Origin of the sequence: Bradyrhizobium sp. NBAIM14, assembly GCF_020193895.1 — a bacterium.
Taxonomy (GTDB): domain Bacteria; phylum Pseudomonadota; class Alphaproteobacteria; order Rhizobiales; family Xanthobacteraceae; genus Bradyrhizobium; species Bradyrhizobium yuanmingense.
In genome coordinates, this window is sequence record NZ_JADYVQ010000004.1 from 404,345 (window position 1) to 430,824 (window position 26,480).

Here is a 26,480-nt window from a genome sequence, read left to right on the forward strand (position 1 = left end):
GGCCCCGGGGTGTATGCAAGTCCGCCATAACTATACCTTGATTGCCCCGACTTCTCCGGATTTGCGGTTTCGACGGGTTTCTGCGGCACTCTAGAACTGCGCGGCCTGTTGTCGCCGCGCCAACAAAAAACGATCAATCACGAACGCTACGCGAGCAAACTGAATGTCACCTTCTCCTACCAACAAGATCGCGCTCTTCATCGACGGGGCCAATCTCTACGCGACGGCGAAAACCCTCGGCTTCGACATCGACTACAAGCGCCTGCTGAAGGAGTTTCAGAGCCGCGGGACGTTATTGCGGGCGTTCTATTACACCGCCATCATCGAAGACCAGGAATACTCCTCGATCCGCCCGCTGATCGACTGGCTGGACTACAACGGCTACACGGTCGTCACCAAGGCGACCAAGGAATTCATCGACGCCTCCGGGCGCCGCAAGGTGAAGGGCAACATGGACATCGAGCTCGCCGTCGACGCCATGGAGCTCGCCGAGCACATCGACCAGATGGTGCTGTTCTCGGGTGACGGCGACTTCCGCTCCCTGGTCGAGGCCGTCCAGCGCCGCGGCGTGCGGGTCACGGTGGTCTCCACCATCGCCAGCCAGCCGCCGATGATCGCCGACGAGCTGCGCCGCCAGGCCGACGTCTTCACCGACCTCGTCGAGCTGCAATCCAAGCTCGGCCGCGATCCGTCCGAGCGCCCCGCCCCGCGTGACCGCGGCGAGCGTGGTGAACGCCACCACGCCCCGCAATTCCTCCAGCGCGCGACCACGACGGCGCCGAGGGGCGATGACGACTTCGAGGAGTGAGGCGGCCCGGTCAAGCCGCCAGCCTCTCACAATCGTTCCCGACCGTGACTGCCCGCTCTGCCCGCGCCTGGTCGCCTTCCGCGAGGCGAACCGCGCGCGCGAGCCCTCGTGGCACAATGCGCCGGTTGCGCCCTTCGGCGACATCAAGGCCCGCCTCCTGATCGTGGGCCTCGCCCCGGGAATGCAGGGCGCCAACCGCACGGGGCGGCCGTTCACGGGCGATTATGCCGGCGACCTGCTCTATGCCACGCTGATCGAATACGGCTTTGCGAGGGGCACCTATCAGGCGCGTCCCGACGACGGCCTGAAACTCGTCGACTGCCGGATCGCCAATGCCGTGCATTGCGTGCCGCCGCAGAACAAGCCGCTGCCGATCGAGATCAACACCTGCCGCCAGTTTCTCGTGGCCAATCTGGCGACGATGCCGAAGCTGCGCGCGATCGTCGCGCTCGGGCGAATTGCGCACGACAGCGTGCTCAAGCCGCTGAATTTGAAGGCCTCGCAAGCCCCCTTCGGCCACGGCGCGGTGCATCAGGCCGGCGCGTTCAGGCTCTACGACAGCTATCACTGCTCCCGCTACAACACGAACACCGGCGTGCTGACGCCAGACATGTTCAGATCCGTGTTCGCGAAGGTGAAGGCGGATCTCGATTAGCTAGAGCATGATCCGGAAAAGTGCGTAGCGGTTTTCCGAAAAGATCATGCTCAAACAATAAGCTAAAGCGCGATGACGATTCATCCTAATCGCATCGCGCCTTATTGACGGGATTTGCCTTGAGCCAGGCCAGCACGTCGCCGGCGTTCCGGTCGGGCGGAAACACCGGATAGAACACGTGCGTGATCCTGGCGTCGTCGATAACAAGCGCGAGGCGCTTGATCAGCGTCAGGCCCGCGACCTCCATGGTCGGCAAGTTCAAGGCGCGCGTCAGCGCCAGCTTCTCGTCCGAAAGCACCGGGAACGGCAGATGCAGGCGCGACGCCATCTCGATCTGATAGTCGTTGCTCTGGGTCGAGAGGCCGAACACGTGCGCGGCGCCGGCGGCCTTCAGCTCGGCGTAGAGATCGCGAAAGGCGCAGGTCTGGGGCGTGCAGCCGCGCGCTCCGGGGATCATGTCCCAATCGTCGACCAGCGCGATCTTGCCGGGCTCGCCGGTGCGGGGATAGGCGAACACCACGGTGCGGCCGCGCAAAGCCGACAGGGTGACCGATGTGTCGTCGGTCGCGAGCAGGCCAATCGGCGGCAACGTCATGCCTTCGAGATGCGCGGCGGCGCCATCGTCGGAAGGCGCGGGAATCTGGCTCCAGTCGACCTCGAGCAGGTTCCGTTGATTCATCTCGTCATCCCCTCGCCCGCAGCAGCCGGCCCTTCTCCCGGCTCCAGTCGCGCTTCTTCTCGGACTCGCGCTTGTCGTGCAGCTTCTTGCCCTTCGCAACCGCCAGCTGCAGCTTGGCCCGGCCGCGCTCGTTGAAGTAAAGCTTGAGCGGGATCAGCGTCATGCCCTCGCGGTCGACCGCGCCGATCAGCTTGTTGATCTGGCGGCGGTGGAGCAGCAGCTTTCGCGGCCGCTTGGGCTCGTGGTTGAAGCGGTTGCCTTGCAGGTATTCGGGAATGGTGGCGTTGATCAGCCAGATCTCGCCGTTCTTCGAATCGGCATATGATTCCGCGATCGTGCTCTTGCCGTTGCGGATCGACTTGACCTCGGTGCCGGTCAGCGCAATGCCCGCCTCGATCGTGTCCTCGATGGCGTAGTTGAAACGCGCCTTGCGATTTTCCGCCATCACCTTGATCGGACGTTCGTTCTTATCGGCCATGACGGGCAAACCTGATCGAGATGCGCTCGGATTCTAACAGTTCGGATGAAGTGGACGCGTCACTTCTTGAGGAGATCGCGGATCTCCGTCAGCAGCTCGACCTCGGCCGACGGCTTTGGCGGAGCAGCGGGTGCCGCCTCCTCCTTGCGCTTCAGCGTATTCATGGCGCGGATTACCAGGAACAGCACGAAGGCGACGATGATGAAGTTGATCGTCAGCGTCAGGAAGCTGCCGTAAGCAAGGACGGCGCCTTGCTTTTTGGCATCCGCCAAGTTGGTTGCGGTGACCGCCTTCGACAAGGGGATGAAGTAGTTCGAGAAGTCGAGGCCACCGGTGACCGCGCCGATGATCGGCATGATGACGTCACCGACCAGCGAGGTGACGATGCCGCCGAAGGCCGCGCCGATGATGACGCCGACCGCGAGATCGACGACGTTGCCCTTCATGGCGAACTCGCGGAACTCCTTGAGCATCCGCGCGCCCTTTTCCTCCACGCTCATGAAAGGCTCCCCCGAACGGCTAATGCGTCAGTTGACCAGACCTGCGTGAACCATCGCGCTGCGCACGGCAACCCGCGTCGGCTCGGACACCGGAACCATCGGCAGCCGCAGCGTCTCGTCCAGCTTGCCGAGCAGCGACATCGCGTACTTGATCGGCGCCGGATTGCTCTCGATGAAGAGGTTGTTGTGCAGCGGCATCAGCTTGTCGTGGATCGCGAGCGCCGCCTTGGTGTCGCCCTTCTGCCAGGCGGCGTGGAACTCCGAGCACAGGCGCGGCGCGACGTTCGAGGTCACCGAGATGCAGCCATGGCCGCCATGGGCCATGTAGCCGATGATGGTGGCGTCCTCGCCCGAGAGCTGGTTGAAGTCCTCGCCCATCGCCGCGCGCTGCTGCGACACGCGGACCATGCTGGCGGTGGCGTCCTTGACCCCGGCGATGTTCTTCAGCTCCCACAGCCGCTTCATGGTGTCGACCGACATGTCGATCACCGAGCGCGGTGGGATGTTGTAGATGATGATCGGAATGCCGATCGCATCGTTGATCGCCTTGAAGTGCTGGTACATGCCTTCTTGCGTCGGCTTGTTGTAATAGGGCGTGACGATCAACACGGCGTCCGCGCCCGCCTTTTCGGCGTGCTGGGAGAGCTCGATCGCCTCCTTGGTCGAGTTGGAGCCGGCGCCGGCGATGACGGGCACGCGGCCCTTGGCTTCAGCGATGCACCATTCCACGACCTTCTTGTGCTCGTCATGACTGAGCGTCGGGCTCTCGCCGGTGGTGCCGACCGGAACGAGGCCGTTGGTGCCCTCGGAAATCTGCCAATTGACCAGGGAGCGAAACGCCGCCTCGTCGAGCGAGCCGTTCTTGAACGGGGTGACCAAGGCGGTGAACGACCCTCGGAATTTCGTCTTGGCTGCCATGGACTTCCTCCGTACGCGGCGATCTCTTGAGCAAGCCCCCTTCATATCGGGTCTATCCGGCCGGTAAAAGACCCGGGGTCGGTGCCAGGCTGGGTTTAGGCCGCGATTTTGCCGCGGTGCTGGTGCAAATCGGCCCGAGGTAAGCGGCTGTTGGTATTTTCTCCGCATATTCAAGCAAATTCAGCTAGGTCTTGAGCCACTTCACTGATTCGGGGCGACGAAACGCCGTGACCTCCTTTGCATCTGCCGCGTGGCGATCCCTGAGTATGGCATTGTGCCTGATGGCCGGGCTGTCGATGGACTGCGCCGCGTTCGCCAAGTCCAACGAGACGGCCGCGGAGACCAAGGATCCCGCCAAGCCAGCAGCCAAGGACGCCTCGAATGGCCCGGCCAAAGGATCGACCAAGGAAACGGCGAAGGATACAGCCAAGGGAACCGGCAAGGACGCCGCAAAGGCCGCAAAGGGTACGCTCGGCACCCCCGCCAAGGACGCCGCGAAGAAGCCGGATGCCGGCAAGAACGCCAGCAAGGAACCGGCGAAGGACAAGCCCAAAGACAAATCCAAGCCTGCGGCCACCGCTCCTGCTGCCACGACCCCTGCAGCTGCACCTAAGGCAGCGCCGACTGCGAGCGGCTCGCCGCCCAAGGCAGCCCCCGCCCCGGCCGTGACTGCCACCGTCAAACCGACTGCGCCGGCCCCGGCCAGACCGGCCGCAGCTCCCATACTGGCGCCTGCAACGCGCCAGCATGCAGCGCCGCGCAAGCCGGTCATCCCGGCCGCCGTGGCTGCGACGTCGTCGACGTCGCAGGCTGACAAGGACACCCTGGAGAGCGTCATCGAGCTCGTGCGCAAGCGCAAGGCCGGCGACGCCACCAATGCCGCGGCCGGCATCTCCGATCCGGTCGCGCGAAAGCTCGCCGAATGGATCATCCTGCGCAGCGAGGACAACGGCGCTACCGTGGAACGCTATCGCGCCTTCCTCTCAGCCAATCCGAGCTGGCCATCGCAGACCTTCCTGCGCCGGCGCCTCGAGGCCGCGATGTGGGACGACAGGCGCGACGAGTCGGTCGCGTGGTCGTGGTTCGAGAACGAATCGCCGATCTCCGCCAAGGGACGCTTCACGCTGGCCAGGGCGATGCTGGCGCGCGGCGACCGCGCCAATGCCGAGCGGCTGGTGCGCGACGCCTGGCGCGCCGATCCGATGTCGGAGGACACCGAGAACAACGCGCTCGACCAGTTCGGCGCCCTGCTCACGCCAGGCGACCAGAAAGCGCGGATGGACAACCTGCTCTACGGCAGCGAGAACGAGGCGGCGCTACGCGCCGCCAAGCGTCTCGGCGCCGGCTATGTCGCACTCGCCAAGGCCCGCATCGCCGCGGTCAAGAAAGCGCCGAACGCGCGGGCGCTGCTCGATGCCGTGCCGCGCGAGTTGCACGGCGATCCCGGCTTCATCTTCAGCAAGATCCAGCTGCTGCGCCGCGAGGAGAAGTTCACTGAAGCCGCCCAGCTGATGCTGTCCGCGCCGAAGGATCCGGGTCGCCTCCACAATCTCGATGAATGGTGGATCGAGCGGCGCCTCCTGGCCCGCAAGATGATCGACACCGAGGAATTCCGCAGCGCCTATCTGATCGCGCGCGACGCCGCCCTGCCCTCGCGCGACATCTACAAGACCGAGCAGGAGTTTACCGCCGGCTGGATCGCGCTGCGATTCCTCAACGATCCCGCGACCGCCGCCCAGCATTTCGCCCGCATCGGGGTCGGCAGCGTCAATCCCACCGCGCTGGCGCGTGCCGGCTATTGGCAGGGCCGCGCTGCCGAGGCGATGGGTCGCCAGCAGGAGGCACGCAATGCCTATGCGCGGGCGGCCGAGCAATCGACCAGCTATTACGGCCAGCTCGCGCGCGCAAAGCTCGGCCTGCCGCAGATCGAGCTCAACAGCCAGCCGCGCGGTCGCGGCGCCGAGCGGCTCGAGATCGTGCGCGCCGCGCAACTGCTCTACGAGCTGGACGAGCGCGAGTTCGCGATACCGCTGCTCGCCGACATGGGCGAGAACGGCGATCCCGAGGCGCTCGCGGGCCTCGGCGAGCTCACCCAGCGCTACAGCGACGCGCGCGGCATGCTGCTGCTCGGCAAGGCCGCGCTCAACCGCGGCCTCCCGTTCGACTTCTACGCCTACCCCGTCAACGGCATCCCTCAGTTCACGCCGATCGGCCCCGAGGTCGAACGCAGCATCATCTATGCGATTGCGCGGCAGGAGAGCGCGTTCAACCCGTCGGTGGTCTCGCCGGCGCAGGCCTACGGGCTGATGCAGGTGACGCCGGATGCCGCCCGCTACGTCTGCAAGCGCCACGGCGCAACCTACGACCTGGGGCGGCTGAAGAACGACTCCGTCTACAACGCCACGCTCGGCTCGGCCGAGCTCGGCGGACTGCTCGAGGATTATCGCGGCTCCTACATCATGACGTTCGCCGCCTACAATGCCGGCCGCGGCAGCGTGAAGAAGTGGGTCGAGCGTTACGGCGATCCGCGCGACCCCAAGGTCGACGCGGTCGACTGGGTCGAGCTGATTCCGTTCTCCGAGACGCGCAACTATGTGCAGCGGATCATGGAAAACCTTCAAGTCTACCGCGCCCGTTTCGGCGGCGGCACCCGCTTGCAGATCGAAGCCGATCTGCGCCGCGGCGCCGTCAGCGTGCAGTAACGGGCGTCGATGGCCCGTTAGAATCAGAGCCTGGTTGCTGGGCAGGGCTCGGCAGGATTCGTCGACGGCACCAGCGACCTGACGATAGAATTGCGCCAAGCGTTCCCACGCACCGGTTAGCTTATGCCTCACAAGGCTGGGAACGTGTCACGCTGCGCGTGGTCGGTGCGTTCCTGTTCGCAGCCGTGATCTCGTCGGGCCTCGCGACCGGCGGCTCCCCCCTTCGGCAAGAACCGCCATCCTGCCCAGCCACAGGTAACCGGCATCCAGAATCGCTATTGCCTGCAAGAACGGCGTTGGGAGAATCCTGGCAACTGCCAGTTGTCCAATTACAGCCAGTGCATGGCGACCGCGTCGGGCACAATCGATGCCTGCGGTCTCAACCCGACCTATGCCTTCAAGGAGTGGAAGGGCCTGAGATGGTAGTTTGATAGCACTTTGCCGACATTCCAGCTTGCGAGCCAACAAGGTCCGCACGTTAGGCGAAGCGCTACGCTCCAAAGAAAAACCCCGGCAGTTTCCTGCCGGGGTTCATGGATCAACCTAGGGTCGATCTTAGAAGTTGCGCTGAGCGCGCAGGAGCATCTGCAGGTTGCCCTGATCCTTCAGCTCGTAGGTCGCTGCGGGCTTGGCAACAGCCAGGTTGGCCGTGTTGGCGCCCGTGACAACGCCAGAGTGCTTCTGGTCGAGCCAGACGTAGCTCACGTCAGCCGTGAAGGCGAGACCCTTGACCGGAGTCCAGACCAAGTTGCCGCCGATAACCGCAAGGTTGAAGTCGGGGTTACAGGTCGAGCCAGCGGCGGGGGCCAGAGCAGCAGCGAAGTTGGCGCAGATCAGAGCCTTGCTTTGATCGCCGTAGCGGAGCGAAGCATAAGCACCGTAGATGCCCGACGCCCAGTTCGGGGACCAGTTGTGGGTATAACCACCGCGGAAGCCCCAGGTCTTGACGGTCTCGATACCGAGACCGGAACCGAACACGCCATCAGCGATACCGGCGAAGCCGATGCTCTGATAAGCGATGCCGCTGCCGCCGTAGATGAAGATGGTCTGCGGGAACAGGCTCTGGAAGTTGTACCGCGAAGCACCGTCGGTGTAGACCGCCTGCAAGTTGATCGAGTCACCCGCACCAGTCGGGATGTTCTTGATCGACAAGGCACCTTGCACCGCCCAGCCCCACTTGTCCGACGGATGACCCGTGAGCTCCGTCGTACCGTAATAAGCCGAGTGGAGTTCGTGCGCCGCCGCCGAGATCTGGAACAGACCCCAAGCCTGATCGACACGGACCTGACCGACGATGTCGGGCATGCGCGTGCCACCCCAATCGTTGACACCGTAGATGCCCTGGATGAAGGCAGCGCCCGCAGCTGCAGTCGTGGCGAAGCCACCCACTGCACCCGCAACGCCGGTCACGCTCGCGTTCCAAAGGTTCGACTGGCCGCCAGCAGCGGTCGTCATATCCTGCAACGCGACCGAACCCGTGATGCCCTGGCCGAAATCAGCCGTGTAGGCGACCTGGTTCACACCGGTGACGTTGTTGCTGCCGCCCGGAAGGAAGTCGGGACCGCCAGCCGGATAGCTCTGCCACGGTGCGTCGAAGATCGAAACGGTGCGGCCGAAGGTGAAACCAGCGAACTGGATGAACGCATGGTAGAGGCCGAGCGAAGCCGAACCGACCGAGAAGGCAGACGGGGCGCTGCCGGTCACCGAGGTGGCATCCCAGCTGAAAACCGTATCGGCGTAGGTGCGAACCACGCCATACTCGGTTGCCGTACGGGTATCGATGGTGAAGTCCAAACGAGCGCGGGTCTGGTAGTAGTTGTCCAGACGGTTGTTGGCGCCGCCGGGAGCACCCTGGCCAATGCCGTAGTCGCTGTTCGTGTTAAACAGCATGTCGGCACGCAGATAGCCGCCGAACTTGATGCAGGTGTCGGTGCCCGGGATGTAGTAGAATCCAGCACCGTACAGGGAGCAGATCTTCACGTACTCGACCGCCTTGGCCTTCACGGGGAGATCGGCTGCCTGAGCTCCGCCCACGGCGATCAGACCCGCCGCTGAGCCGAGCAAAAGGCTCTTAACCAACTTCATGTTAAACCTCCAAGTTGCTCTTCAGGGAAGGTCACTGACCGGACGGCCAATTCCCCAACCCCCTCTAAATCACCGCTTTCGGCGCCTTCGCGTCTTCGGACACACCCGCATGAACGCGAGGGACTTAAGCGAATGACCTAAACGGGACGACCTCGGGATGCCCCCCTCCGTCGCTCAGTCACAATTACCGAACGTCCTTGCACACACAACAAGAGAACGCTCCGAAACGGGCCGGTGCAGCGTGTTTTCCAACGGGTGTTGCACAAATAACACGCAGATGTGATCAAACCGCTCTCGTAACACATTGTTTACATTGATGTTTTCGAAGCGGTTCCAAATGCCATCAAAGTTCCGCACATGAGGCGCCGCGCGCGAGAGCTCGGCTTGAGCCAGCTTTGGGGCGCTCGAATCGTGGAATCAGAAGGAGACTCAATGGGCAGGCATCGACCGCCTCCCCGCCGCGCAATCTGACGCAGGCAGCCTGCAAATACCTCCGCCGTCCGGGGTTCGCCATCACTCTCTATATGGAAGTCACGCCGGCGGGATAATCGGGCCGGACACCTCGGCGAGCGAGGACGCAGAGATGCTAGTCCTTCTTTGCACCTTTGAATTTCCTCGAAAATTCAGCGCCACGCCCTGATCCGAGCGCAAACCCGTCTCGTTTCGCAAATCGCTGGGAATATTCGAGCGAAAACACGCGCTTCCAAATTGACCAGCCCGAGCAAATAGATGCATAAGGCTCGCACCGGAGAGGTGGCCGAGTGGCTGAAGGCAACGCTTTGCTAAAGCGTCATACGGTCTCAAGCTGTATCGAGGGTTCGAATCCCTCCCTCTCCGCCACCCCAGAATCCCGGAAGCAGAATCAAGGTCGCTGCGCGCGTCCAGCGGAAGGCGATGGGCGACGCCGGTACGAAAGTTCCGCACAAGGATGAGGGCGGCGAGCCCGCGCGATTCGCGCGCTCCTTATATATGTGAGCCCCCACCTAAATGCCGGATCGCCAGACCCGCCAATGCGAGGGCGCTATCAGCACGGCCTCATCGGCCCAAACATTGAACCAGATGCCGCCCTTACGCCGGCATGGAAAGGACCATGGCACAATACCTGTTTTGTGCAGACGCCCGAGTTCCAGGTCGCACTCGTCGGGAGCGATCTGAATCGGCAGCCATCGTCCATTCGTAGCCTGGTTGCTCATGACGTCGGATTCTAGGCGACGCCATGAAGAGGAAACTTGCTCCAGCGCAAGCGCGTCCGCCCGTGCGAATGAGCGCAGGCGGCGCGGCCGTTGTTCTCGCCGGCAAAGGTGACTAGAGTTTTTGCACCATTTCGCCCGAGCACAGACCCCCCTACGTCGGGTCGAGAACCCATCGCATGTCGCAACAAGGCCGCAACAAGGGAGCCTCGGCCCCCTCCTCACTCCATCCGTCAGCTATTCTGGACCAGGCCATTGCGGCGCACCGTTCGGGCAATCTGTCGGAAGCGGAACGGGCCTACACGACCATTCTGAAGGGAAGCAGAACGCATGCCGTCGCGCTCCATATGCTGGGGCTGTTGCACGCCCAGCGCGGCCATTTTGCGGACGCCGAGCCTTTGCTGAAGAAGGCTGCACGCGTCGACCCCGGCAATCCCGACGTTCTTTTCAACTATGCCAACGTGCTGCGCGCGCTGGACAAGCCGGACGATGCGCTCGTCTGGCTTGCGAAAGTAATCGCCCTGGCTCCAAACTTCGCGGACGCGCGTCTCAATCGCGGAGCGATCCTCATTGCACGGCAGCAGCTTCGCGACGCCATAGCCGAGTTTGATCGCGCCATTGCGATCGCACCGTCGAGCGCCGCGTTCGCCAACCGAGGCAGCGCGTTGCAGCAGCTTGGTCGACTCGAGGAAGCGCGTGACAGCTACGCCCGCGCCATCGAGCTTGCACCGGCCGACCCACAGAACCATTTCGCGTTGTCTGAGGTTCTTGGCCAGCTGGGGCGAGACGACGAAGCGATCGTGGCTCTGGAACGAACGGTCGCACTTGATAAGACGTTCCCGTTTGCGCTGAGCAACCTCGTTGCTTGCAAGCGGAAGCGCGCCGACTGGAGCAGCTTCGAACGTGAACAGGCCACCATAGAAGACGCTGCCGAGGCAGGCGTGCCGGTCGACCCCTTCACCTTCTTTCATGTCTCCTCATCGCCTGCACGCCAATTGACCTGCGCGAAGGCCTATGTCGCCAAGGTGACCCCCGACGGGGGTGCCGCCAGGCCCGGAACGCCGAGACCGGCGTCCCGGCTCCGGGTCGCGTACATGTCGGCCGATTTTCGCAGTCATGCCACCGCGTATTTGATGGCCGGAATCTTCGAGGCGCACGACCGCGAGCGCTTCGACGTCACCGCCATCTCCTACGGGCCCGACGACGACAGCCAGATGCGCAACCGCCTGAGGGCCGCATTCGAACGTTTTGAAGATGTCAGCGATCTTGCCGACGAGGACGTCGTCAAGCTGATCGGCCAGCTCGAGATCGAGGTTCTCGTCGATCTCGGCGGCTTCACCGCCGGTGCACGGCCGAAAATCATTGCGCGCCGGCCGGCTCCTATCCAGGTCAGCTATCTCGGCTTTCCCGGCACGATGGGCGCCCCCTATTTCGACTATCTCATGGCCGACCGGATCGTCATCCCCGAAGCAGAGCAGCCTTATTACGCCGAGAAGGTGATCTATCTTCCCAATAGCTACCAGGCGACCGACGCGAAGCGACCGCTCCCGTCAAATCCACCGAGCCGGAGCCAGCTCGGACTGGCGGACGATGCGCTCGTCTACTGCGCGTTCAACAGAAGCCCCAAGATCACGCCCCCGTTGTTCGGCGTCTGGATGCGGCTGCTCGACAAGACCCCCGGAAGCGTCCTTTGGCTGCTAGATGGTGACCCGGTCGCCACCGAGAATCTGAAGCGCGAAGCCGTTGCGCGGGGGATTGTCGCTGAGAGAATCGTGTTCGCTCCGCGCGTCCCTGCTGACGAGCATTTGGCGCGCCACCAGGTCGCCGATCTGTTCCTGGACACATTGCCCTACAACGCCCACACCGGGGCCAGCGACGCCCTCTGGGCTGGCTTGCCGGTCCTGACGTGCCTTGGGACCACTTTTGCCGGACGCGTTGCAGCCAGTCTCCTGAACGCCGTAGGCCTTCCCGAGCTGGTGACGCGATCGCTGGAGGAATATGAGGCTTTGGCACTTCGAATCGCGCACGATTCCGAACTTCGCGTCGCGCTCCGGAGCAAGCTGGCGGCGCGCCGGACCACTTGGCCGCTTTTCGATACTGTCCGCATGACGCGGGATATCGAAAAGGCATTCGACGAAATCTGGCGCAGGCATTGCGCGGGCGAAGCGCCGGCCTCGTTTGCCGTGCAAACCTCGACCTGAAGCCGCCTCGGCGCGGTGGCGCCGCCCGGTCAAGGTCCGGTTCCCAAGCGAAGTGACGCTCAGTGCGCGCAGACCCAGGCTCTCGCCTCACGCTGCGCGACGGAGATCTCGGCCTCCGACATCTGCCCGGCGATTTCCTGGCGCAGCGCCACGGCGTCCTTGCGGCCCTTCAGCGCGGCGAGATTGAACCATTTGTGCGCGGCGACGAGATCGACGATGCCGGAGCGGCCGCTCGCCCAATAGATCCCGCGCTCGAACAGCACGTCCGACAGCGCGCTCGCATCGACCGGCGTCGCCGTCTCCAGATCGAAAGTACCCTGAAACATCACGCATCCCCTTTGTTCTTATGCCGCCTCGTCCCCCGAGCGCGGCTCCCGTCCAACCTCTGATGTGCATGACCCGTCACGGGATCGTGCACTGTTCAACTCTTCCCCGTCGCCGTTTGCCGGCTTGTTGGAGGCGATGATGGCGGGCAAATTTGAATGGCAGTTTAAGCATCGCGATGAAGCAGACGTAAACGCGGGCGCGCGCCTCCTGCGCCGAGAATTAAAAAAGTCCCTGATTCGCAGGCACTTCTGTCATTCGTCAGATTCGGTTTACCCTGGGATTTCAGGACATCGATAACCATCGCGCGCAGTGGCGCAGGTCATGTGACTGCTTTTCTTGTCGTCATCCGCGCCCCCGGCTACGCCAAGGCTTCGCCTGGGTATGCGGTCTCTCGGGCCGTCCAAGTTCGGCGAAGGTGGCAGGCGGGTGACCCACTATTCCAGCGGCAATCGTTCCACGACAAGCCGCGCGTGCTGGATCGGCCCGTCGGAGCCGGGCGGCGACACCGCAAGGCGAAACGGTGCGCGATCACGCCACAGGACGCCTTGCCTCTCCAAGCCAAGCGATCAAGCCGGCACGACAGAAGCGCGCTCGGACGCGACGTGGTCAAATCAACGATGTGAGAGAGAGGAATGCCGGCAATGCCCCGGCTTCAAGGGAACGAGGGCGTCGGCGAACACGTCAGGACCAGATTCCACTTTGGCCCGAAGGCCTGTCGTGAAATTGCGGAGCCCGTTTGAGGAGAACCGCACCGAACGAAGAAAACTCGTTTCTTCTGCCGGACCGCGAAAGAGAACGGTCCGACCGTTGACCTGATGTCTCGCCGACACCCTCTATCGTCGACCAGAACCTCTAGGAGGCGCTGATGACGTGCCGGCTATCTGGAGCCGGCAACTTCAGAAGCGAAGTTACTTCTTCTTCTTCGCGACCTTGCGGGTCTTCTTCGCAGTCTTCTTCACTGCGCTCTTCGCCTTCTTCGCCTTCTTCGCTTTCTTGGCCATGTTGCCCTCCGATGTGTGAGATGGCTTTAATCGCTGCGTGCACTCGGGGATCGAATGCACTTCATCCCGAATACACCAACACGAAGAAAAAAACAGCTTCTCGCTTAAAGAAGTGTTGACGCAGCAAGGCGCCTGCGCTTGGCGGGCGCGACGCAGGCGCTTCGTACGACGTGCACTTGCGATCATGCAGAGCGCTCGCATCGCCGACGTTCGCGAACGATGCGATTGCACGAAAACACTATGCAGCAAGTATTTTTTCGCACGCGCGTATCGCGCGCGACCAACGCAGCGATGCGCATCGACAATCGTTCGGTCGCCTCGCAAAGGCGTTTCGCGGACTCTGAGTCGCGATTTTTGGCAACGAAAATATTTTCATGCTTAACGGCGCGGGCGCTCGCCGGAGCGCGTTCAAGCCGCCGTTTCGGGCGAATCGCGCGGCGGCGATTCGGCCGCCGCATCGCCGTCGATCAGGATGAAGTTTGCCGTCGAGGATGCGCGCGAGCGTCGCAGCGAGAACCAAAAGCGAGGTGACGAAACGCGTCCGTCACCTCGTTCGAATGCGTGAGGCTTAGACGCCGAGCTTGGACTTGAGCAGGTCGTTGACGCTCTGCGGGTTGGCCTTGCCGCCGGATGCCTTCATGACCTGGCCGACGAACCAGCCGAGCGATTGCGGCTTGTCCTTCACCTGCGCCGCCTTGTCGGGATTGGCCGCGATGATGTCGTCGACCACCTTTTCGATCGCTGAGAGATCCGTGACCTGCTTCATGCCACGGCTTTCGACCAGCGCGCGGGGATCGCCACCCTCCTGCCAGACGATTTCGAACAGATCCTTGGCGATCTTGCCCGAGATCGTACCCTCGCCGATCAGGTCGATGATCGCAGCCAGTTGCCCGGCATTGACGGGCGAGGCCGTAATATCCCGGCCTTCTTTGTTGAGACGGCCGAACAGCTCGTTGATCACCCAGTTCGCCGCCATCTTGCCGTCGCGGGCGCGGTTGGCGAGCTTGTCGAGCACCGTCTCGTAGAACAGCGCGCTCTCGCGCTCGGCGACCAGCACGCTCGCATCATAGGCCGAGAGGCCGAAATCGGCGACGAAGCGCGCCTTCTTCTGGTCCGGCAGCTCCGGCAGCTTCGCCTTCAGCGCGTCGACGAAGCCCTGGCTGAACTCCAGCGGCAACAGGTCGGGGTCGGGGAAGTAGCGATAGTCGTGCGCCTCCTCCTTCGACCGCATCGAGCGCGTCTCACCCTTGTTGGGATCGAACCGGCGCGTCTCCTGCTCGATCTCGCCCCCGTCCTCCAGGATCTCAATCTGGCGCCGCGCTTCATACTCGATCGCCTGGCCGATGAAGGCGATCGAGTTCATGTTCTTGATCTCGCAGCGGGTGCCGAGCGGCGCGCCGGGCTTGCGCACGGAGACGTTGACGTCGGCGCGCAGGGATCCCTTCTCCATGTCACCGTCGCAGGTGCCGAGGTAGCGCATGATCGAGCGCAGCTTGGTCACATAGGCCTTGGCCTGCTCGGCGTCGCGGATATCAGGCTTCGAGACGATCTCCATCAGCGCCACGCCAGAGCGGTTGAAATCGATGTAGGACAGTGACGGCGACCGGTCGTGCAGCATCTTGCCGGGATCCTGCTCCAGATGCAGCCGCTCGATACCGATGGTGGCCGTCTTGCCGCCGTCGAGATCGATGATCACCTCACCCTCGCCCACGATGGGCGATTTGTACTGGCTGATCTGGTAGCCCTGCGGCAGGTCCGGATAGAAATAGTTCTTGCGGTCGAACACCGAGCGCAGGTTGATCTGCGCGTTGAGGCCGAGCCCGGTCCGGACAGCCTGTCTGACGCATTCCTCGTTGATGACCGGCAGCATGCCCGGCATCGCGACGTCGACCAGCGAGACGTGGCTGTTCGGCTCGCCGCCGAAAGCGGTAGACGCGCCCGAGAACAGTTTGGCGTTCGAGGTCACCTGGGCATGGATCTCCATGCCGATGACCATCTCCCAGTCACCAGTTGAGCCCTTGAGAAGCTTGTGAGTGGCCGTGCTCATGTCCTGCTCCCGAGCAGCGTGGCAGCGATCCGCTCCCACTCCGCTTCCAATGAATCCTTTGCCGCCGGCTGGCCGGCCTGGCGGTACCAATAGCCGGCATTGCCGAGATCGCCTTCGACGCGGTGCAAATAGGCATGCACCCAGGCGGCCTCGCGGCTGCTCTCGTCCTGGACGATCTTGTGCGCGCGGTCCCAGTCGCCCTTCGCCGCCCACCACAGGCCGGCGAGCGGCGCGTTCAGGTCCGGCGCGGGCGCCGCGCCACTGATGCTCGCGATGAAATCGGCGACATTCACCACCACCTCGCGGGCGTGAAGCGGCCGGCGGCCTGCTCGATCACCTCGCCGAGCGAGAACAGCGTCTCCTCATCGAACGGACGGCCGATCAATTGCAGCCCGAGCGGCAGGCCCTGCAAGTCCTTGCCGGCGGGCACCGCGATGCCGGGCAGGCCCGCCATGTTCACGGTCACCGTGAAGATGTCGTTGAGATACATCTCGACCGGGTCGGCGCCGCCCTTCTCGCCGATGCCGAAGGCCGCCGACGGCGTCGCCGGGGTGAGGATGGCGTCGACGCCTTTGGCGAAGCAGTCCTCAAAATCCTTCTTGATCAGCGTGCGCACCTTCTGCGCGCGCAGGTAATAGGCATCGTAATAGCCGGCCGAGAGCACGTAAGTGCCGATCATGACGCGGCGGCGCACCTCGGCGCCAAATCCCTCCGCACGGGTGTTCTCGTAGAGCTCAATGATGTTCTTACCCTGCTCGCGCAGGCCGTAGCGCACGCCGTCATAGCGCGCCAGGTTGGACGAGGCCTCTGCCGGCGCCACGATGTAATAGGCCGGCAGCGCGTATTTGGTGTGCGGCAGCGACACCTCGACCAGCTCGGCACCGGCCGCCTTCAGCCACGCCGCGCCCTCACTCCACAGTTTCTCGATCTCCGCCGGCATGCCGTCGAGGCGATACTCCCGGGGGATGCCGATCTTCATGCCCTTCACGGACTTGCCGATCGCCGCCTCGTAGTCCGGCACGGGGATATCGACCGACGTCGTGTCCTTGGGATCGTGGCCGGCCATCGAGCGCAGCAGCATCGCGGCATCGCGTACGCTGCGCGCGATAGGGCCCGCCTGGTCGAGCGAGGAGGCAAAGGCGACGATGCCCCAACGCGAGCAGCGGCCATAGGTCGGCTTGATGCCGACGGTCGCGGTGAACGCGGCCGGCTGGCGGATCGAGCCGCCGGTATCAGTCGCGGTCGCGCCCATGCAGAGCAGCGCCGCCACGGCCGAGGCCGAGCCGCCGGACGAGCCGCCCGGCACCAGCGTGGTGTTGCTGCCCTCGCGCCGCCAGGGATTGCCGACGGGGCCGAAGCACGAGGTCTCGTTCGCCGAGCCCATCGCGAACTCGTCATTGTTGAGCTTGCCGAGCATCACCGCGCCGTCGCGCCAGAGCTGCGAGGTGACGGTGGACTCGTAGGTCGGCACGAAATTGCCGAGGATCTTCGAGCACGCCGTGGTGCGCACGCCCTTGGTCGCGAACAGGTCCTTGATGCCGAGCGGGATGCCGGCGAGCGGGCCCGCATCGCCCTTGGCGATCTTGCTGTCCGCCTCGCGCGCCATGGCGCGCGCCTGATCCGGCGTCTCCATCACGAAGGCGTTGAGCACGCGCGCTTTCTCGATCGCGGAAAGATGCGCATCGGTCAGCTCGAGCGACGTGAAAGTTTTTGCCGCGAGACCCTTGCGGGCCTCGGCGAGCGTCAGCGATATCAAATCGGTCATTTATTGATCGGGCTGCAGAAGAACGGAGACAGGGTCTTGTCGTCGGCCGGGTCGTCCTTTTTGGCGGCGGCTTTCGCGGCCGCCTCGATCTCGTCGAGCACGGCATTGACGGCGACGTTGGGATCGGCAGCCTTGCCCTGCCGTTCCATCTTGTCGAGATAATTCATGTAGGCCTGATAGGCCTTCTCATCGTCGCAAAGCAGGCACATCGGATCTAACCTGTTTATTCAACGACCTTCGGCACCAGGAAGAAGTGACCTTCGGTCGCGGGCGCGTTGGCAACGATATCGTCGGCGATCCCGCCGTCGTCGACCACGTCCTGCCGCTTCTTCATCTGCATCGGGGTGACCGAGGTCATCGGCTCCACGCCCTCGACATTGACCTCCGAGAGCTGCTCGACGAAAGCGAGCATGGCGTTGAGCTCGCCCTGCAGATGCGGAACCTCGCCCTCGGAAACCGCAATGCGCGCCAGATGCGCGATGCGGCGGACGGTAGCGGCGTCGACGGACATTATATAAGGCCTCTTACGGCAAAACCTATGTGCCGTATAGCAGAGGCCGGTTTTGCGCCGCAACCGGCGCTTCCCCCTATCCGGCGAGGGCCTTCATGCGCCCCAGCGCCGATTTGGCGAGATCCCGGGTCAATTCGGCGGCGGGAAGCTCGCGGCCCAGCGCAACGGCCTGCCCTGCCCAGAGATTGGTGAAATCCACCCTGCCCTGCTTTTCGGCAGCCGCTTTCAGCGGCCCCAGCGCCGTCGCGCCGTGGGGAAACGGCGGCGCATCCGGCGAGATCGGACCGGCCTCGCGCATCAGCCGGTTCTGCACCCCGCGCGCAGGCCGGCCGGTCATGACATTGGTGATGACGGTGGAATCGTCCCGCGCCTCGGCAAGCGCCTTGCGGCCGCCCGCGCTGAGCTTGGATTCCGGGCAGCGCAGATAGGCGCTGCCGATCTGCACGCCGGCGGCACCGAGCGCGAAGGCTGCGGCAATGCCGCGTCCGTCGGCGATGCCGCCCGCCGCGATCACCGGCACCTTCACGGCATCGACGACCTGCGGCACCAGCGCGAAGGTGCCGGGCTGCTCGGCGATCTTGTCGGTCAGGAACATGCCGCGATGGCCGCCCGCCTCGGCACCTTGCGCGATCACGGCATCGACGCCGTGTTCTTCCAGCCAGACCGCCTCCTTCACCGTCGTCGCGGACGAGATGACGAGGCAACCCGCCGCCTTGACGCGCCGCAGCAGCGCTTGCTCCGGCAGGCCGAAATGGAAGCTGACGACCTCCGGCTTCAGCTCCTCGACCACTTCGCAGAACGCTGCATCGAACGGCGCGCGGTTCGCAGCCGCGATCGGCGCGGAGGGATCGAGACTGTGCTCGGAATAGTACCCCGCGAGCCGCTGCTTCCACCGCGCCTCGGCTTCGCGCGTCAACTCGACCGGCGTGTGGCAGAAGAAGTTCATGTTGACCGGCGCCTTGACGCGCTGGCGGATGAGACCAACCTGCTCGCGCGCCTTCTCCGGCGAGATCATCGCACACGGCAGCGACCCCAGCGCCCCGCCCTGCGCAGCCGCAATCACCAGCTCCGCATCCATCACGCCAGCCATCGGCGCCAGCACGATCGGGAATTCGGTCTTGAAAAGATCGATCAGTCGACGGTCAGGCCACATGGTTGTTCTCTCGTTCTTTCTCTTTCTTACCCTCCCCTGGAGGGTAGGAAGTCTACGCCGCTGCCACCGCCGAGTTTCTCCGCCCGGCGATCAACTGCTCCGCCTCCGCCGCAATCCGCTCGACGATCTCCGCCGCCGGTGGGATATCATGAATCAACCCAACCGCCTCGCCGGCGATCACGGCCGCGACATCGAAATTGCCCGCCGCCCTTGCTGCCGCATACTCGGAAGCGACTGCGGCAACATTCTGCATCAGCTCGACCTCGCGGCCGATCCAGCGCTTGGCATGATCGTTGACCAGGCACCGCCCGGTAAACGGCGCCGGCCAGACATTGTTGCGGGAGAGATCGAAGAGGATGCCGCGCACGGTCGAACCGGAGTTCGCCGCGCAGATGCGGCGCTTGGCCTCCTCCGCACCGTCGGCCTCCTGGCTGGCATAGAAGCGCGTGCCGAGCAGCACGCCGCTCGCGCCCATCATCATCATGGCCGCTAGGCCGCGCCCATCCGCGATGCCGCCAGCCGCCACCACTGGAACGTGCCCCGCGACGAGATCGACGATGGCGGGCACGAGATCGACAGTGGTGCGCGAAGCGCCATGACCGCCCGCCTCCGTGCCTTGCGCAATCAGGATGTCAGCACCGGCATCGAGCGCCTGCCGCGCCATCGCTTCGTCCTGCACCTGGCAAATCAGGCGCGCGCCGGCGGACTTGATCTTGGGCGCGAACGGCGCCGGATCGCCGAACGACAACATGATCGCAACTGGTTTTGCAGCGAGCGCGACATCGAGAAGCTCGGGCCGCTTCGCGAGGCTCCAGGTGATGAAGCCGATCCCGAACGGTGCACTGAGGTCGGCGAGCTTCGCCGTCTCCTGCTCCAGCCAGATCCGTTCGCCATAGCCGCCGCCAAGAATGCCGAACCCGCCGGCGCGGCTCACCGCCGCGACCAGGCGGCTGCCGGCAATGACATCCATCGGCGCCAGCAGGATCGGATGCTCGATCCCCAGCAGCGTGGTCAGCGACGTCGTCATCGGCATACGGCTCCTCCCCGATCTGGACAGCGAGACTAGGCGCGACTAGCATTCTCGAAAATTGAATTGTTGCGAACGCTGCCATCTCAAAAGCGAAACGACACCATGGAACTCAGCGATATCAAGACCTTCGCCGCCGTCGCCCGCACCGGCGGCATCACCCGCGCCGCCGAAGAGCTCAACACCGTGCAGTCGAACGTCACCCAGCGCGTGAAGGCGCTGGAGGCGGAGATCGGCACGCCGCTGTTCGAGCGGCACTCGCGCGGCATGACGCTGACCGGCGCCGGCAAGCGCCTCCTCCCCTATGCGCAAAAGATGGCAGCGCTGTCGCGCGAAGCCTTGCTCGCCGCGCGCGACGATGGCGAGCCGAAAGGACCGCTCGCGATCGGATCGATGGAGACCACGGCAGCCGTGCGATTGCCGCCGCTGCTCGCCGATTTCCACCGCCGCTTCCCGGCCGTGCGCCTTTCGTTGCGCACCGCGCCGACCGCCGACCTCGTCGCCCTCGTGCTCGACGGCACGCTCGACGGCGCCTTCGTCGCTGGACCCATCACGCATGACGACCTCACCGCGACGAGCGCGTTCCGCGAAGAGCTGGTGCTGGTCAGCGCGCGCCGCTGGGCCTCGCTCGCCGAGCTGCGCGCCGGCACGCCGGAGTCGGGTCCGACCGCGCTGGTGTTCCGCACCGGCTGCACCTATCGCCAGCGGCTCGAACAGATCTTCGTCGAATTCGGCTGGCCATCGGCGGCGCGCTTCGAGCTCGGCACGCTCGACGGCATGATCGGCTGCGTCGCCGCCGACATGGGCGTGACGCTGCTGCCGCGCGCCGTCGTGGAACGCAGCGCGATGAACGGCGCCGTCGCCGTCCACACGCTGAGCCCGTCACATGCACGTGTCGAGACACTCTTCATCCAGCGCCGCGCCGGACATCAATACAGCGCGCTGAGCGGTTTTGCCGATTGCCTGAAGAAGGACGAGGACGTCATCGCGGCATGACGGAGCGCCAACGTTCCACGCCACGAAATTCGTCACAAATCCATCGCGTTTGAATCGATCCGCGCTGCGTGCTGCCATCGCAGCGCAGCACTTCGAAAAGCTTTGAAGCCCGCGCTTCTTCTACGTTAGGATGAGTGACTGGCCAGCGCGAAACCATAAACGAAGCCAAACACCGGCAGAAAACATCGGGAGGACTATTGATGCGCAATACGCTCGTGTTGTGCTGCGTCGCTGCGTTGTCGGCGATTTCAGGAACTGCAAGCGCACAGGACTGGACCAAATCGAAATGGGGGCCGAACGACGAGATCGGCGCCGCCAACTACATGACGCCCGAGCTCGTTGTGAAGGCGGCATCGCTGGTGAAGACCGGCAAGACCTACGCCCTCGGCATCCCCGTCACGCCGCAGACGCCCGCCTACCCGCCGCGCACCTTCAAGCTCACCATCGTGCAGCCCGGACAGGCCGGCACCCCGGGTCTCGGTCCGAACAAGGCCACTTACAACGATGACATCCTCGACAGCTGGGTCGGCATCGGCAGTCAGCTCGACGGGCTCGGCCATCTCGGCGTCGAGCACGTCTACTACAACGGCAACAAGCTGGCCGATTTCGCCGATCCCAATGGCTTGAAGAAGCTCGGCATCGAGAAGGTGCCGCCGATGGTCGCCCGCGGCGTGCTGCTCGACATGGCCGCCTATTTCAAGACCGACGTGGTGAAGGAAGGCACCGCCTTCAACGTCAAGGAGATCGAGGAAGCCGCCAAGCAGCAGAACGTCGAGATCCGCCAGGGCGATGTCGTCATCTTCCATACCGGCTGGCTCAGCCTGATCGGCAAGGACGACAAACGCTACTCGGCCGGCGAGCCCGGCCTCGGCGTCGAAGGCGCGAAGTACCTCGCCGGCAAGGGCGTCGTCGCGGTCGGCGCCGACACCTGGGGGCTCGAGGTGTTGCCGTTCGAAGGCAAGACCGTGTTCGAGGTGCATCAGATCCTGCTCGCGATGAACGGGACCTACATCCTCGAGAACATGGATACCGCCGCGCTCGCGCGCGACAAGGGCTATGAATTCCTGTTCGTGCTGGGCCAGCCGCGCTGGACCGGCGCCGTTCAGGCCATGATCAACCCGATCGCGATCCGCTGAGCTGAAAACCGGGCGAGGAGCCGCTTGCCGCGCGGCAGGCCCCTCGCCCACCCCTCCGTCACCGCGGCCTCACCTGCCACCGCCGCAATGCGACGATGGCCCAGATCGCCTCGACCAGGCCGAACGGCCAGGCGCCTTGCAGGAAGCCATAGGCCGACCCCAGCGCGCAGGACGCCGCGAACAGCAGCACGAACCAGTGGCTGCGATCCTCCAGGGCATAGCAGACCAGCATCGCCGTCACGGCAAACAGGCCGAATAGTGTCAGTGCATCCATGGTTATCAGTTCACCCCGCAGCGCGACGCATGATATGCGCTAAAGCCATGCCGGCTCCTATCCTGCCTCTCATCGATGCTGCAACCCACTGGCCCGCGCGCGGCGCGCTGGTCGGCCTCGATTTGGGCACGAAGACCATCGGCGTTGCGGTGTCCGACCCGGACCGGCGGCTGGCGACCGGAGTCGAGACGATCCAGCGCAAGCAGTTCAAGCAGGATGCCGCCAGGCTGCTGGCCATCGCCACCGAGCGCAAGGTGGTCGGCTTCGTGCTGGGCCTGCCCATCAACATGGACGGCAGCGAAGGGCCGCGCGCGCAATCGACCCGCGCCTTCGCGCGCAATCTGGCCGGATTGACCGCGCTGCCCATCGGTCTCTGGGACGAACGTCTTTCGACCGCGGCGGTCGAGCGCGAGCTGATCGGCATGGACGTCAGCCGCGCCAAGCGGGCCGAGGTGATCGACGAGCACGCCGCGATCTTCATCCTGCAAGGCGCACTCGATCGCCTTGCCAATCTACGCACGAGCCCGGGACCGGACTGATCCATGGCCGTCGTCATCGCGGCGCTACTGCCGGTCTTCATCCTGATCGTGCTCGGCATCGTGCTGAAGCGCAGCCTGATGCGGCTCGACACGCAATGGCACGGGTTGGAGCAGCTGACCTATTTCGTGTTGTTTCCGATGCTGCTGATCCAGACCCTGGTAAAAGCCGACCTCTCCAAGGTGCCGGTCGCCGGCGTCGGCGGCGCGCTGCTGCTGTCGGCACTGGCGATGTCGCTGTTGTGCCTCGCGCTGCGCCCCGCCCTGTCGCGGCTCGGCATCGACGGCCCCGCCTTCACCTCGATCTTCCAGGGGGCGACGCGCTGGCAGACCTTCGTTGCGCTGTCGATCGCCGCCAATCTGTTTGGCGATGTCGGGCTGGCGCTCGCCTCCGTTGCGATGGTGGCCATCATCCCGCTCGTCAACGTGTTCAGCGTGTCGGTGCTCGCTCGTTACGCATCGCCGGAAAAGCAATCCGGCCGCGCCATCTTCATGACATTGGTGCGCAATCCCTTGATCTGGGCCTGCGTCATCGGCCTTACTGTCAATGTCACCCATCTGCCGCTGCCAAGGCTCTGGCACGAGGTTGCAGACGCGCTCGGCAGTTCCTCCCTCGCCATCGGCCTGCTCGTCACAGGCGCGGGACTGCATCTCGAAGGGCTCTTCCGTCCAAGCCTCGGCGCAGCCGTCGGTGTTGTTTTCAAGCTCTTGCTGATGCCCGCGCTCGCGATGGGTCTCGGTCTCTGGTTCGGGCTTTCCGGCAACAGCCTGGCGATCGTGGCGATCTGCTCGGCTGTGCCGACATCGTCCAGCGCCTATGTCCTCGCCCGCCAGATGGGCGGCGACGCCCCCCTGCTCGCGCAGATCATCACGCTGCAGACGATCTTTGCAGCCATTACGATGCCGATCGCGATCGGGTTGGCGGCCTAGCACTCGTCAATTCGAGCGCACCTCTCTCACCTCGTCATGCGAGGAGCTCTTGCGACGAAGCAATCCAGACTGCCGCGGCGGAGAGATTATGGATTGCTTCGCTGCGCTCGCAATGACGAAGTTGCGGCCTAGCTCCCCAGCCACATCGTCAGCACCACCGCGGTGAGATTGTTCAGCGCATGCAGCACGATCGTGAGCCACAGCGAGCCGGAGCGGTAGCGCATGTAGCCGAACCACAGGCCGATGGCAAAAACTTCGGCGAGGAAGTACATGTCGTACTGCAGATGGACGATTGTCCACACCAGCGACGACATCAGGATCGCGCCGGGTGCGCGCAGGAAGCTCGCCGACCAGCCACGATAGAGGAAGCCTCGCGCCAGAACCTCTTCCGACATCGGCGCCGCCACCGCGAATGCGGCCAGCAGCAGCAGCGCGGCGCCCTTGTCGCGGCCCGTTTTCAACAGATCGGTCATGAAGCCCGGCGTCGCCTCGCGGCCGAGGGCGCGCGACATCGTCTCCCAGAGCAGCACGATCAGGATGAGGCCGACGGCGCCGAACAGCAGCTGCTTCCAGGACGGCCAATGCAGCGCGAGATAATCGATGAACGAAGCTTTCTTGATGCGAATGGCGAGCCAGACGGCGGCCAGTGTCGCCGGCAAGCCCATGATGACCGAGAGCGCAAGCGTCTGGGGCTCGCGGCCGACGACCTGCAGCGAAGCGAGGTCCATGGGTAGACCACGCTGCGCCGCCAGCAGAAGGACGGCGCCGATCTGCCCGACGAACATCGCAACGAAGATGAAGAGGCCCCACAGCGCCGTGCCCCAAAACTTCCAGACACGCGGTGTCGCTGGCGTCGCGGTCAACGGCGGATGATCGGGATTGAGGGAGTGCATCGGGAGGCTTTCGTTTTGGAGGCTCACGGCAGCGCCCGCTCCAGCAGCGCGCGCACGGCGGCGCTGTCGAGCTCGACCGCGCCGTACATGCTGGCATGGTTCGTCGCGAGGCGGGTCGCGGCAAACAATTCGGCCTGGCGCGGCGACACGCCATTGAGCGCGGCCGTCGCGGCCAGCAATGCCAGCTTCTCGACCGCAAGCCGCGCGACGCGCTCGCCGTCGGCGCGCCGAAACGTCTTGCCGATGAAGCTGGCCGCCTCGCCCGCCCCCGGCAGCCCCTTGGTCTCGGCCGCCAGCGTTTGCAGCACCGCCGTCGCCGCCTCGCCCTCGCGCGAGAGCGCGCGGAGCACGTCGAGGCACATCACGTTGCCCGAGCCCTCCCAGATCGCGTTGACCGGCGACTCCCGATAGTGGCGCGCCAGAATGCCGTCCTCGACATAACCGTTGCCGCCGAGGCACTCCATCGCCTCAAACAGGAACGGCGGCGCGCTCTTGCAGGTCCAGTATTTGATCGCGGGCGTGAGCAGTCGCATATAAGTCGCCTCCGCCGCATCGTGCGGCGTGCGGTCGAAGGCACGGCAGAGCCGCATCACCAGCGCCGTGCTCGCCTCCACATGCAGCGCCATATCCGACAGCACGGCCTGCATCAGGGGCTGATCGGCCAGATGCTTCTGGAACACGCTGCGATGCCGGGCGTGGTGCAGTGCATGCGCAAGCCCCGAGCGCATCAGGCCGACGGAGGCGATCGCGCAATCCTGCCGCGTCAGCTGCACCATCTGGATGATGGTGCGGATGCCCTTGCCTTCCTCGCCGACCCTTTCGGCATAGGCGCCTGTGAATTCGACCTCGGACGAGGCATTGGAGCGGTTGCCGAGCTTGTCCTTCAGCCGCTGGAACTGGACGGCGTTGACCGATCCATCCGGCGCGAAGCGCGGCATGAAGAAACAGGTCAGCCCGCCGTCGGCCTGTGCCAGCACCAGGAACGCATCGCACATCGGCGCCGACATGAACCATTTGTGGCCGGTGATGCGATAGCCGTCCCCGTCGCGCACCGCACGCGTCATGTTGGCGCGCACGTCGGTGCCGCCCTGCTTCTCGGTCATGCCCATGCCGAGCGTCATGCCGCGTTTCTGCCACCACGGCGCAAAGCTCGGATCGTAGCTCTTGGTCGACAGCACCGGCATCACCCGCGCGAGCAAGTCGGGCTGCAGCGCCAGGGCACCGACGGAGGCGCGCGTCATCGTGATCGGGCAGAGATGGCCGGTCTCGACTTGCGCAGCCATGTAGAACTTTGCAGCGCGAATGACCTCAGCGCCATCGCCGGCCGGCTTGCCATCCGCGGTCCAGGTAGAATTGTGCACGCCGGCATGCGCACTGTGCGCCATCAGCTCGTGATAGGCGGGATGAAACTCGACCTGGTCGCGGCGATTGCCCTTGGCATCGAAGCTGCGCAGCTTCGGCGTGTTCTCGTTCGCAAGGCGCCCGCGATCGGCCATTGCCGCCGAGCCCCAATGCCGGCCGAACTCCGACAGTTCCCGCTCGGCCGCTGCGCCGCCATTGGCCCTGACCGCCTCGACCAGCGGCCGGTCCACGGCGAAAAGATCGACGTCCTCGAACGGCGGCGACTGGTTGAAGACCTCGTGGGTCGCAAATGTGGGCTGGGTCATT

The 26,480-nt window shown here is 64.4% G+C and carries 25 protein-coding genes and 1 tRNA gene; 10 read left to right on the forward strand and 16 right to left on the reverse strand.

Annotation, left to right across the window (positions count from 1 at the left end; translation table 11 throughout):
• Window positions 1-163 precede the first annotated feature (163 nt).
• Both I6F28_RS13670 and I6F28_RS13675 read left to right on the forward strand, forming a co-directional pair.
• On the forward strand, window positions 164-808 hold the full coding sequence (locus I6F28_RS13670; RefSeq protein ID WP_036015038.1) for a LabA-like NYN domain-containing protein: 645 nt from the start codon (window positions 164-166) through the stop codon (window positions 806-808).
• A complete protein-coding gene (locus I6F28_RS13675) occupies window positions 789-1,463 on the forward strand; it encodes a uracil-DNA glycosylase (protein WP_036025518.1) in 675 nt (224 codons plus the stop codon). Before I6F28_RS13670 ends, I6F28_RS13675 begins: the two co-directional genes overlap by 20 nt.
• 85 nt (window positions 1,464-1,548) lie before the next feature.
• Here I6F28_RS13675 and I6F28_RS13680 read toward each other — a convergent pair whose 3' ends face one another.
• The 4 genes from I6F28_RS13680 to dapA are packed head-to-tail and all read right to left on the reverse strand — an operon-like array spanning window position 1,549 to window position 4,038.
• Window positions 1,549-2,142, reverse strand: coding sequence for a peroxiredoxin (locus tag I6F28_RS13680; protein WP_036025520.1), 594 nt, complete (start codon window positions 2,140-2,142; stop codon window positions 1,549-1,551).
• A gap of 4 nt (window positions 2,143-2,146) precedes the next feature.
• Window positions 2,147-2,620 (reverse strand): SsrA-binding protein SmpB, encoded by a 474-nt coding sequence (gene smpB, locus I6F28_RS13685; protein WP_025036727.1) that lies wholly within the window; start codon window positions 2,618-2,620, stop codon window positions 2,147-2,149.
• Between the two features lie 59 nt (window positions 2,621-2,679).
• Window positions 2,680-3,093: a large conductance mechanosensitive channel protein MscL gene (gene mscL, locus I6F28_RS13690; RefSeq protein ID WP_036039223.1), complete on the reverse strand. Its 414-nt coding sequence runs from the start codon at window positions 3,091-3,093 to the stop codon at window positions 2,680-2,682.
• 54 nt (window positions 3,094-3,147) lie between these two features.
• On the reverse strand, window positions 3,148-4,038 hold the full coding sequence (gene dapA, locus I6F28_RS13695; protein WP_036015047.1) for a 4-hydroxy-tetrahydrodipicolinate synthase: 891 nt from the start codon (window positions 4,036-4,038) through the stop codon (window positions 3,148-3,150).
• A 281-nt stretch (window positions 4,039-4,319) separates the two neighbouring features.
• Here dapA and I6F28_RS13700 point away from each other — a divergent pair, with 281 nt between their 5' ends.
• Window positions 4,320-6,740 carry a lytic transglycosylase domain-containing protein gene (locus I6F28_RS13700; RefSeq protein WP_225113879.1) on the forward strand — a complete coding sequence of 807 codons (2,421 nt, stop codon included), beginning with the start codon at window positions 4,320-4,322 and terminating at the stop codon, window positions 6,738-6,740.
• Window positions 6,741-7,004: 264 nt separating this feature from the next.
• The gene (locus I6F28_RS13705; RefSeq protein WP_345960951.1) at window positions 7,005-7,166 is read left to right on the forward strand and encodes a DUF3551 domain-containing protein; all 162 of its coding nucleotides are present in this window, start codon (window positions 7,005-7,007) and stop codon (window positions 7,164-7,166) included.
• Window positions 7,167-7,295: 129 nt separating this feature from the next.
• On the opposite strand, the gene I6F28_RS13710 is transcribed toward I6F28_RS13705, so the two are convergent.
• A complete protein-coding gene (locus I6F28_RS13710) occupies window positions 7,296-8,825 on the reverse strand; it encodes a porin (RefSeq protein WP_225113869.1) in 1,530 nt (509 codons plus the stop codon).
• A 747-nt stretch (window positions 8,826-9,572) separates the two neighbouring features.
• Between I6F28_RS13710 and I6F28_RS13715 the strand changes: the two genes are divergently transcribed.
• Window positions 9,573-9,665: transfer RNA gene (locus I6F28_RS13715), tRNA-Ser, on the forward strand.
• A gap of 529 nt (window positions 9,666-10,194) precedes the next feature.
• Complete coding sequence (locus tag I6F28_RS13720) at window positions 10,195-12,216, forward strand: O-linked N-acetylglucosamine transferase, SPINDLY family protein (RefSeq protein WP_225140105.1); 2,022 nt, start codon at window positions 10,195-10,197, stop codon at window positions 12,214-12,216.
• Window positions 12,217-12,275: 59 nt separating this feature from the next.
• Here I6F28_RS13720 and I6F28_RS13725 read toward each other — a convergent pair whose 3' ends face one another.
• From I6F28_RS13725 to I6F28_RS13760, 8 genes are all read right to left on the reverse strand, one after another.
• A complete protein-coding gene (locus I6F28_RS13725; RefSeq protein ID WP_036025525.1) occupies window positions 12,276-12,542 on the reverse strand; it encodes a hypothetical protein in 267 nt (88 codons plus the stop codon).
• Between the two features lie 1,570 nt (window positions 12,543-14,112).
• Window positions 14,113-15,591 carry an Asp-tRNA(Asn)/Glu-tRNA(Gln) amidotransferase subunit GatB gene (gene gatB / locus I6F28_RS13730; RefSeq protein ID WP_225140106.1) on the reverse strand — a complete coding sequence of 493 codons (1,479 nt, stop codon included), beginning with the start codon at window positions 15,589-15,591 and terminating at the stop codon, window positions 14,113-14,115.
• Window positions 15,588-15,890 carry a hypothetical protein gene (locus I6F28_RS13735; RefSeq protein ID WP_085974545.1) on the reverse strand — a complete coding sequence of 101 codons (303 nt, stop codon included), beginning with the start codon at window positions 15,888-15,890 and terminating at the stop codon, window positions 15,588-15,590. Before I6F28_RS13735 ends, gatB begins: the two co-directional genes overlap by 4 nt.
• On the reverse strand, window positions 15,881-17,356 hold the full coding sequence (gene gatA, locus I6F28_RS13740) for an Asp-tRNA(Asn)/Glu-tRNA(Gln) amidotransferase subunit GatA (protein ID WP_225140107.1): 1,476 nt from the start codon (window positions 17,354-17,356) through the stop codon (window positions 15,881-15,883). The genes I6F28_RS13735 and gatA overlap by 10 nt, the downstream gene beginning before the upstream one ends.
• On the reverse strand, window positions 17,353-17,565 hold the full coding sequence (locus tag I6F28_RS13745) for a hypothetical protein (RefSeq protein ID WP_225140108.1): 213 nt from the start codon (window positions 17,563-17,565) through the stop codon (window positions 17,353-17,355). Before I6F28_RS13745 ends, gatA begins: the two co-directional genes overlap by 4 nt.
• A gap of 14 nt (window positions 17,566-17,579) precedes the next feature.
• A complete protein-coding gene (gene gatC, locus I6F28_RS13750) occupies window positions 17,580-17,867 on the reverse strand; it encodes an Asp-tRNA(Asn)/Glu-tRNA(Gln) amidotransferase subunit GatC (RefSeq protein ID WP_036025530.1) in 288 nt (95 codons plus the stop codon).
• A 76-nt stretch (window positions 17,868-17,943) separates the two neighbouring features.
• Window positions 17,944-19,020, reverse strand: a complete 1,077-nt coding sequence (locus tag I6F28_RS13755; protein WP_225140109.1) for an NAD(P)H-dependent flavin oxidoreductase — start codon at window positions 19,018-19,020, stop codon at window positions 17,944-17,946.
• Between the two features lie 52 nt (window positions 19,021-19,072).
• Entirely contained in the window at window positions 19,073-20,053 is a 981-nt protein-coding gene (locus I6F28_RS13760) for an NAD(P)H-dependent flavin oxidoreductase (RefSeq protein WP_225140110.1), read from the reverse strand.
• Window positions 20,054-20,152: 99 nt separating this feature from the next.
• Here I6F28_RS13760 and I6F28_RS13765 point away from each other — a divergent pair, with 99 nt between their 5' ends.
• On the forward strand, window positions 20,153-21,043 hold the full coding sequence (locus tag I6F28_RS13765) for a LysR family transcriptional regulator (protein ID WP_036025534.1): 891 nt from the start codon (window positions 20,153-20,155) through the stop codon (window positions 21,041-21,043).
• A 200-nt stretch (window positions 21,044-21,243) separates the two neighbouring features.
• Entirely contained in the window at window positions 21,244-22,179 is a 936-nt protein-coding gene (locus I6F28_RS13770; RefSeq protein WP_036025535.1) for a cyclase family protein, read from the forward strand.
• Between the two features lie 58 nt (window positions 22,180-22,237).
• Here the strand turns inward: I6F28_RS13770 and I6F28_RS13775 are convergent, their stop codons facing one another.
• Window positions 22,238-22,453, reverse strand: a complete 216-nt coding sequence (locus I6F28_RS13775; protein ID WP_036039246.1) for a hypothetical protein — start codon at window positions 22,451-22,453, stop codon at window positions 22,238-22,240.
• A gap of 47 nt (window positions 22,454-22,500) precedes the next feature.
• Between I6F28_RS13775 and ruvX the strand changes: the two genes are divergently transcribed.
• Both ruvX and I6F28_RS13785 read left to right on the forward strand, forming a co-directional pair.
• Complete coding sequence (ruvX, locus tag I6F28_RS13780) at window positions 22,501-22,992, forward strand: Holliday junction resolvase RuvX (RefSeq protein ID WP_036025537.1); 492 nt, start codon at window positions 22,501-22,503, stop codon at window positions 22,990-22,992.
• Between the two features lie 3 nt (window positions 22,993-22,995).
• On the forward strand, window positions 22,996-23,919 hold the full coding sequence (locus I6F28_RS13785) for an AEC family transporter (protein WP_225140111.1): 924 nt from the start codon (window positions 22,996-22,998) through the stop codon (window positions 23,917-23,919).
• A gap of 128 nt (window positions 23,920-24,047) precedes the next feature.
• On the opposite strand, the gene I6F28_RS13790 is transcribed toward I6F28_RS13785, so the two are convergent.
• On the reverse strand, window positions 24,048-24,812 hold the full coding sequence (locus I6F28_RS13790; protein WP_225140112.1) for a CPBP family intramembrane glutamic endopeptidase: 765 nt from the start codon (window positions 24,810-24,812) through the stop codon (window positions 24,048-24,050).
• Between the two features lie 23 nt (window positions 24,813-24,835).
• Entirely contained in the window at window positions 24,836-26,479 is a 1,644-nt protein-coding gene (locus I6F28_RS13795; RefSeq protein ID WP_225140113.1) for an acyl-CoA dehydrogenase family protein, read from the reverse strand.
• Window position 26,480: the final 1 nt, after the last annotated feature.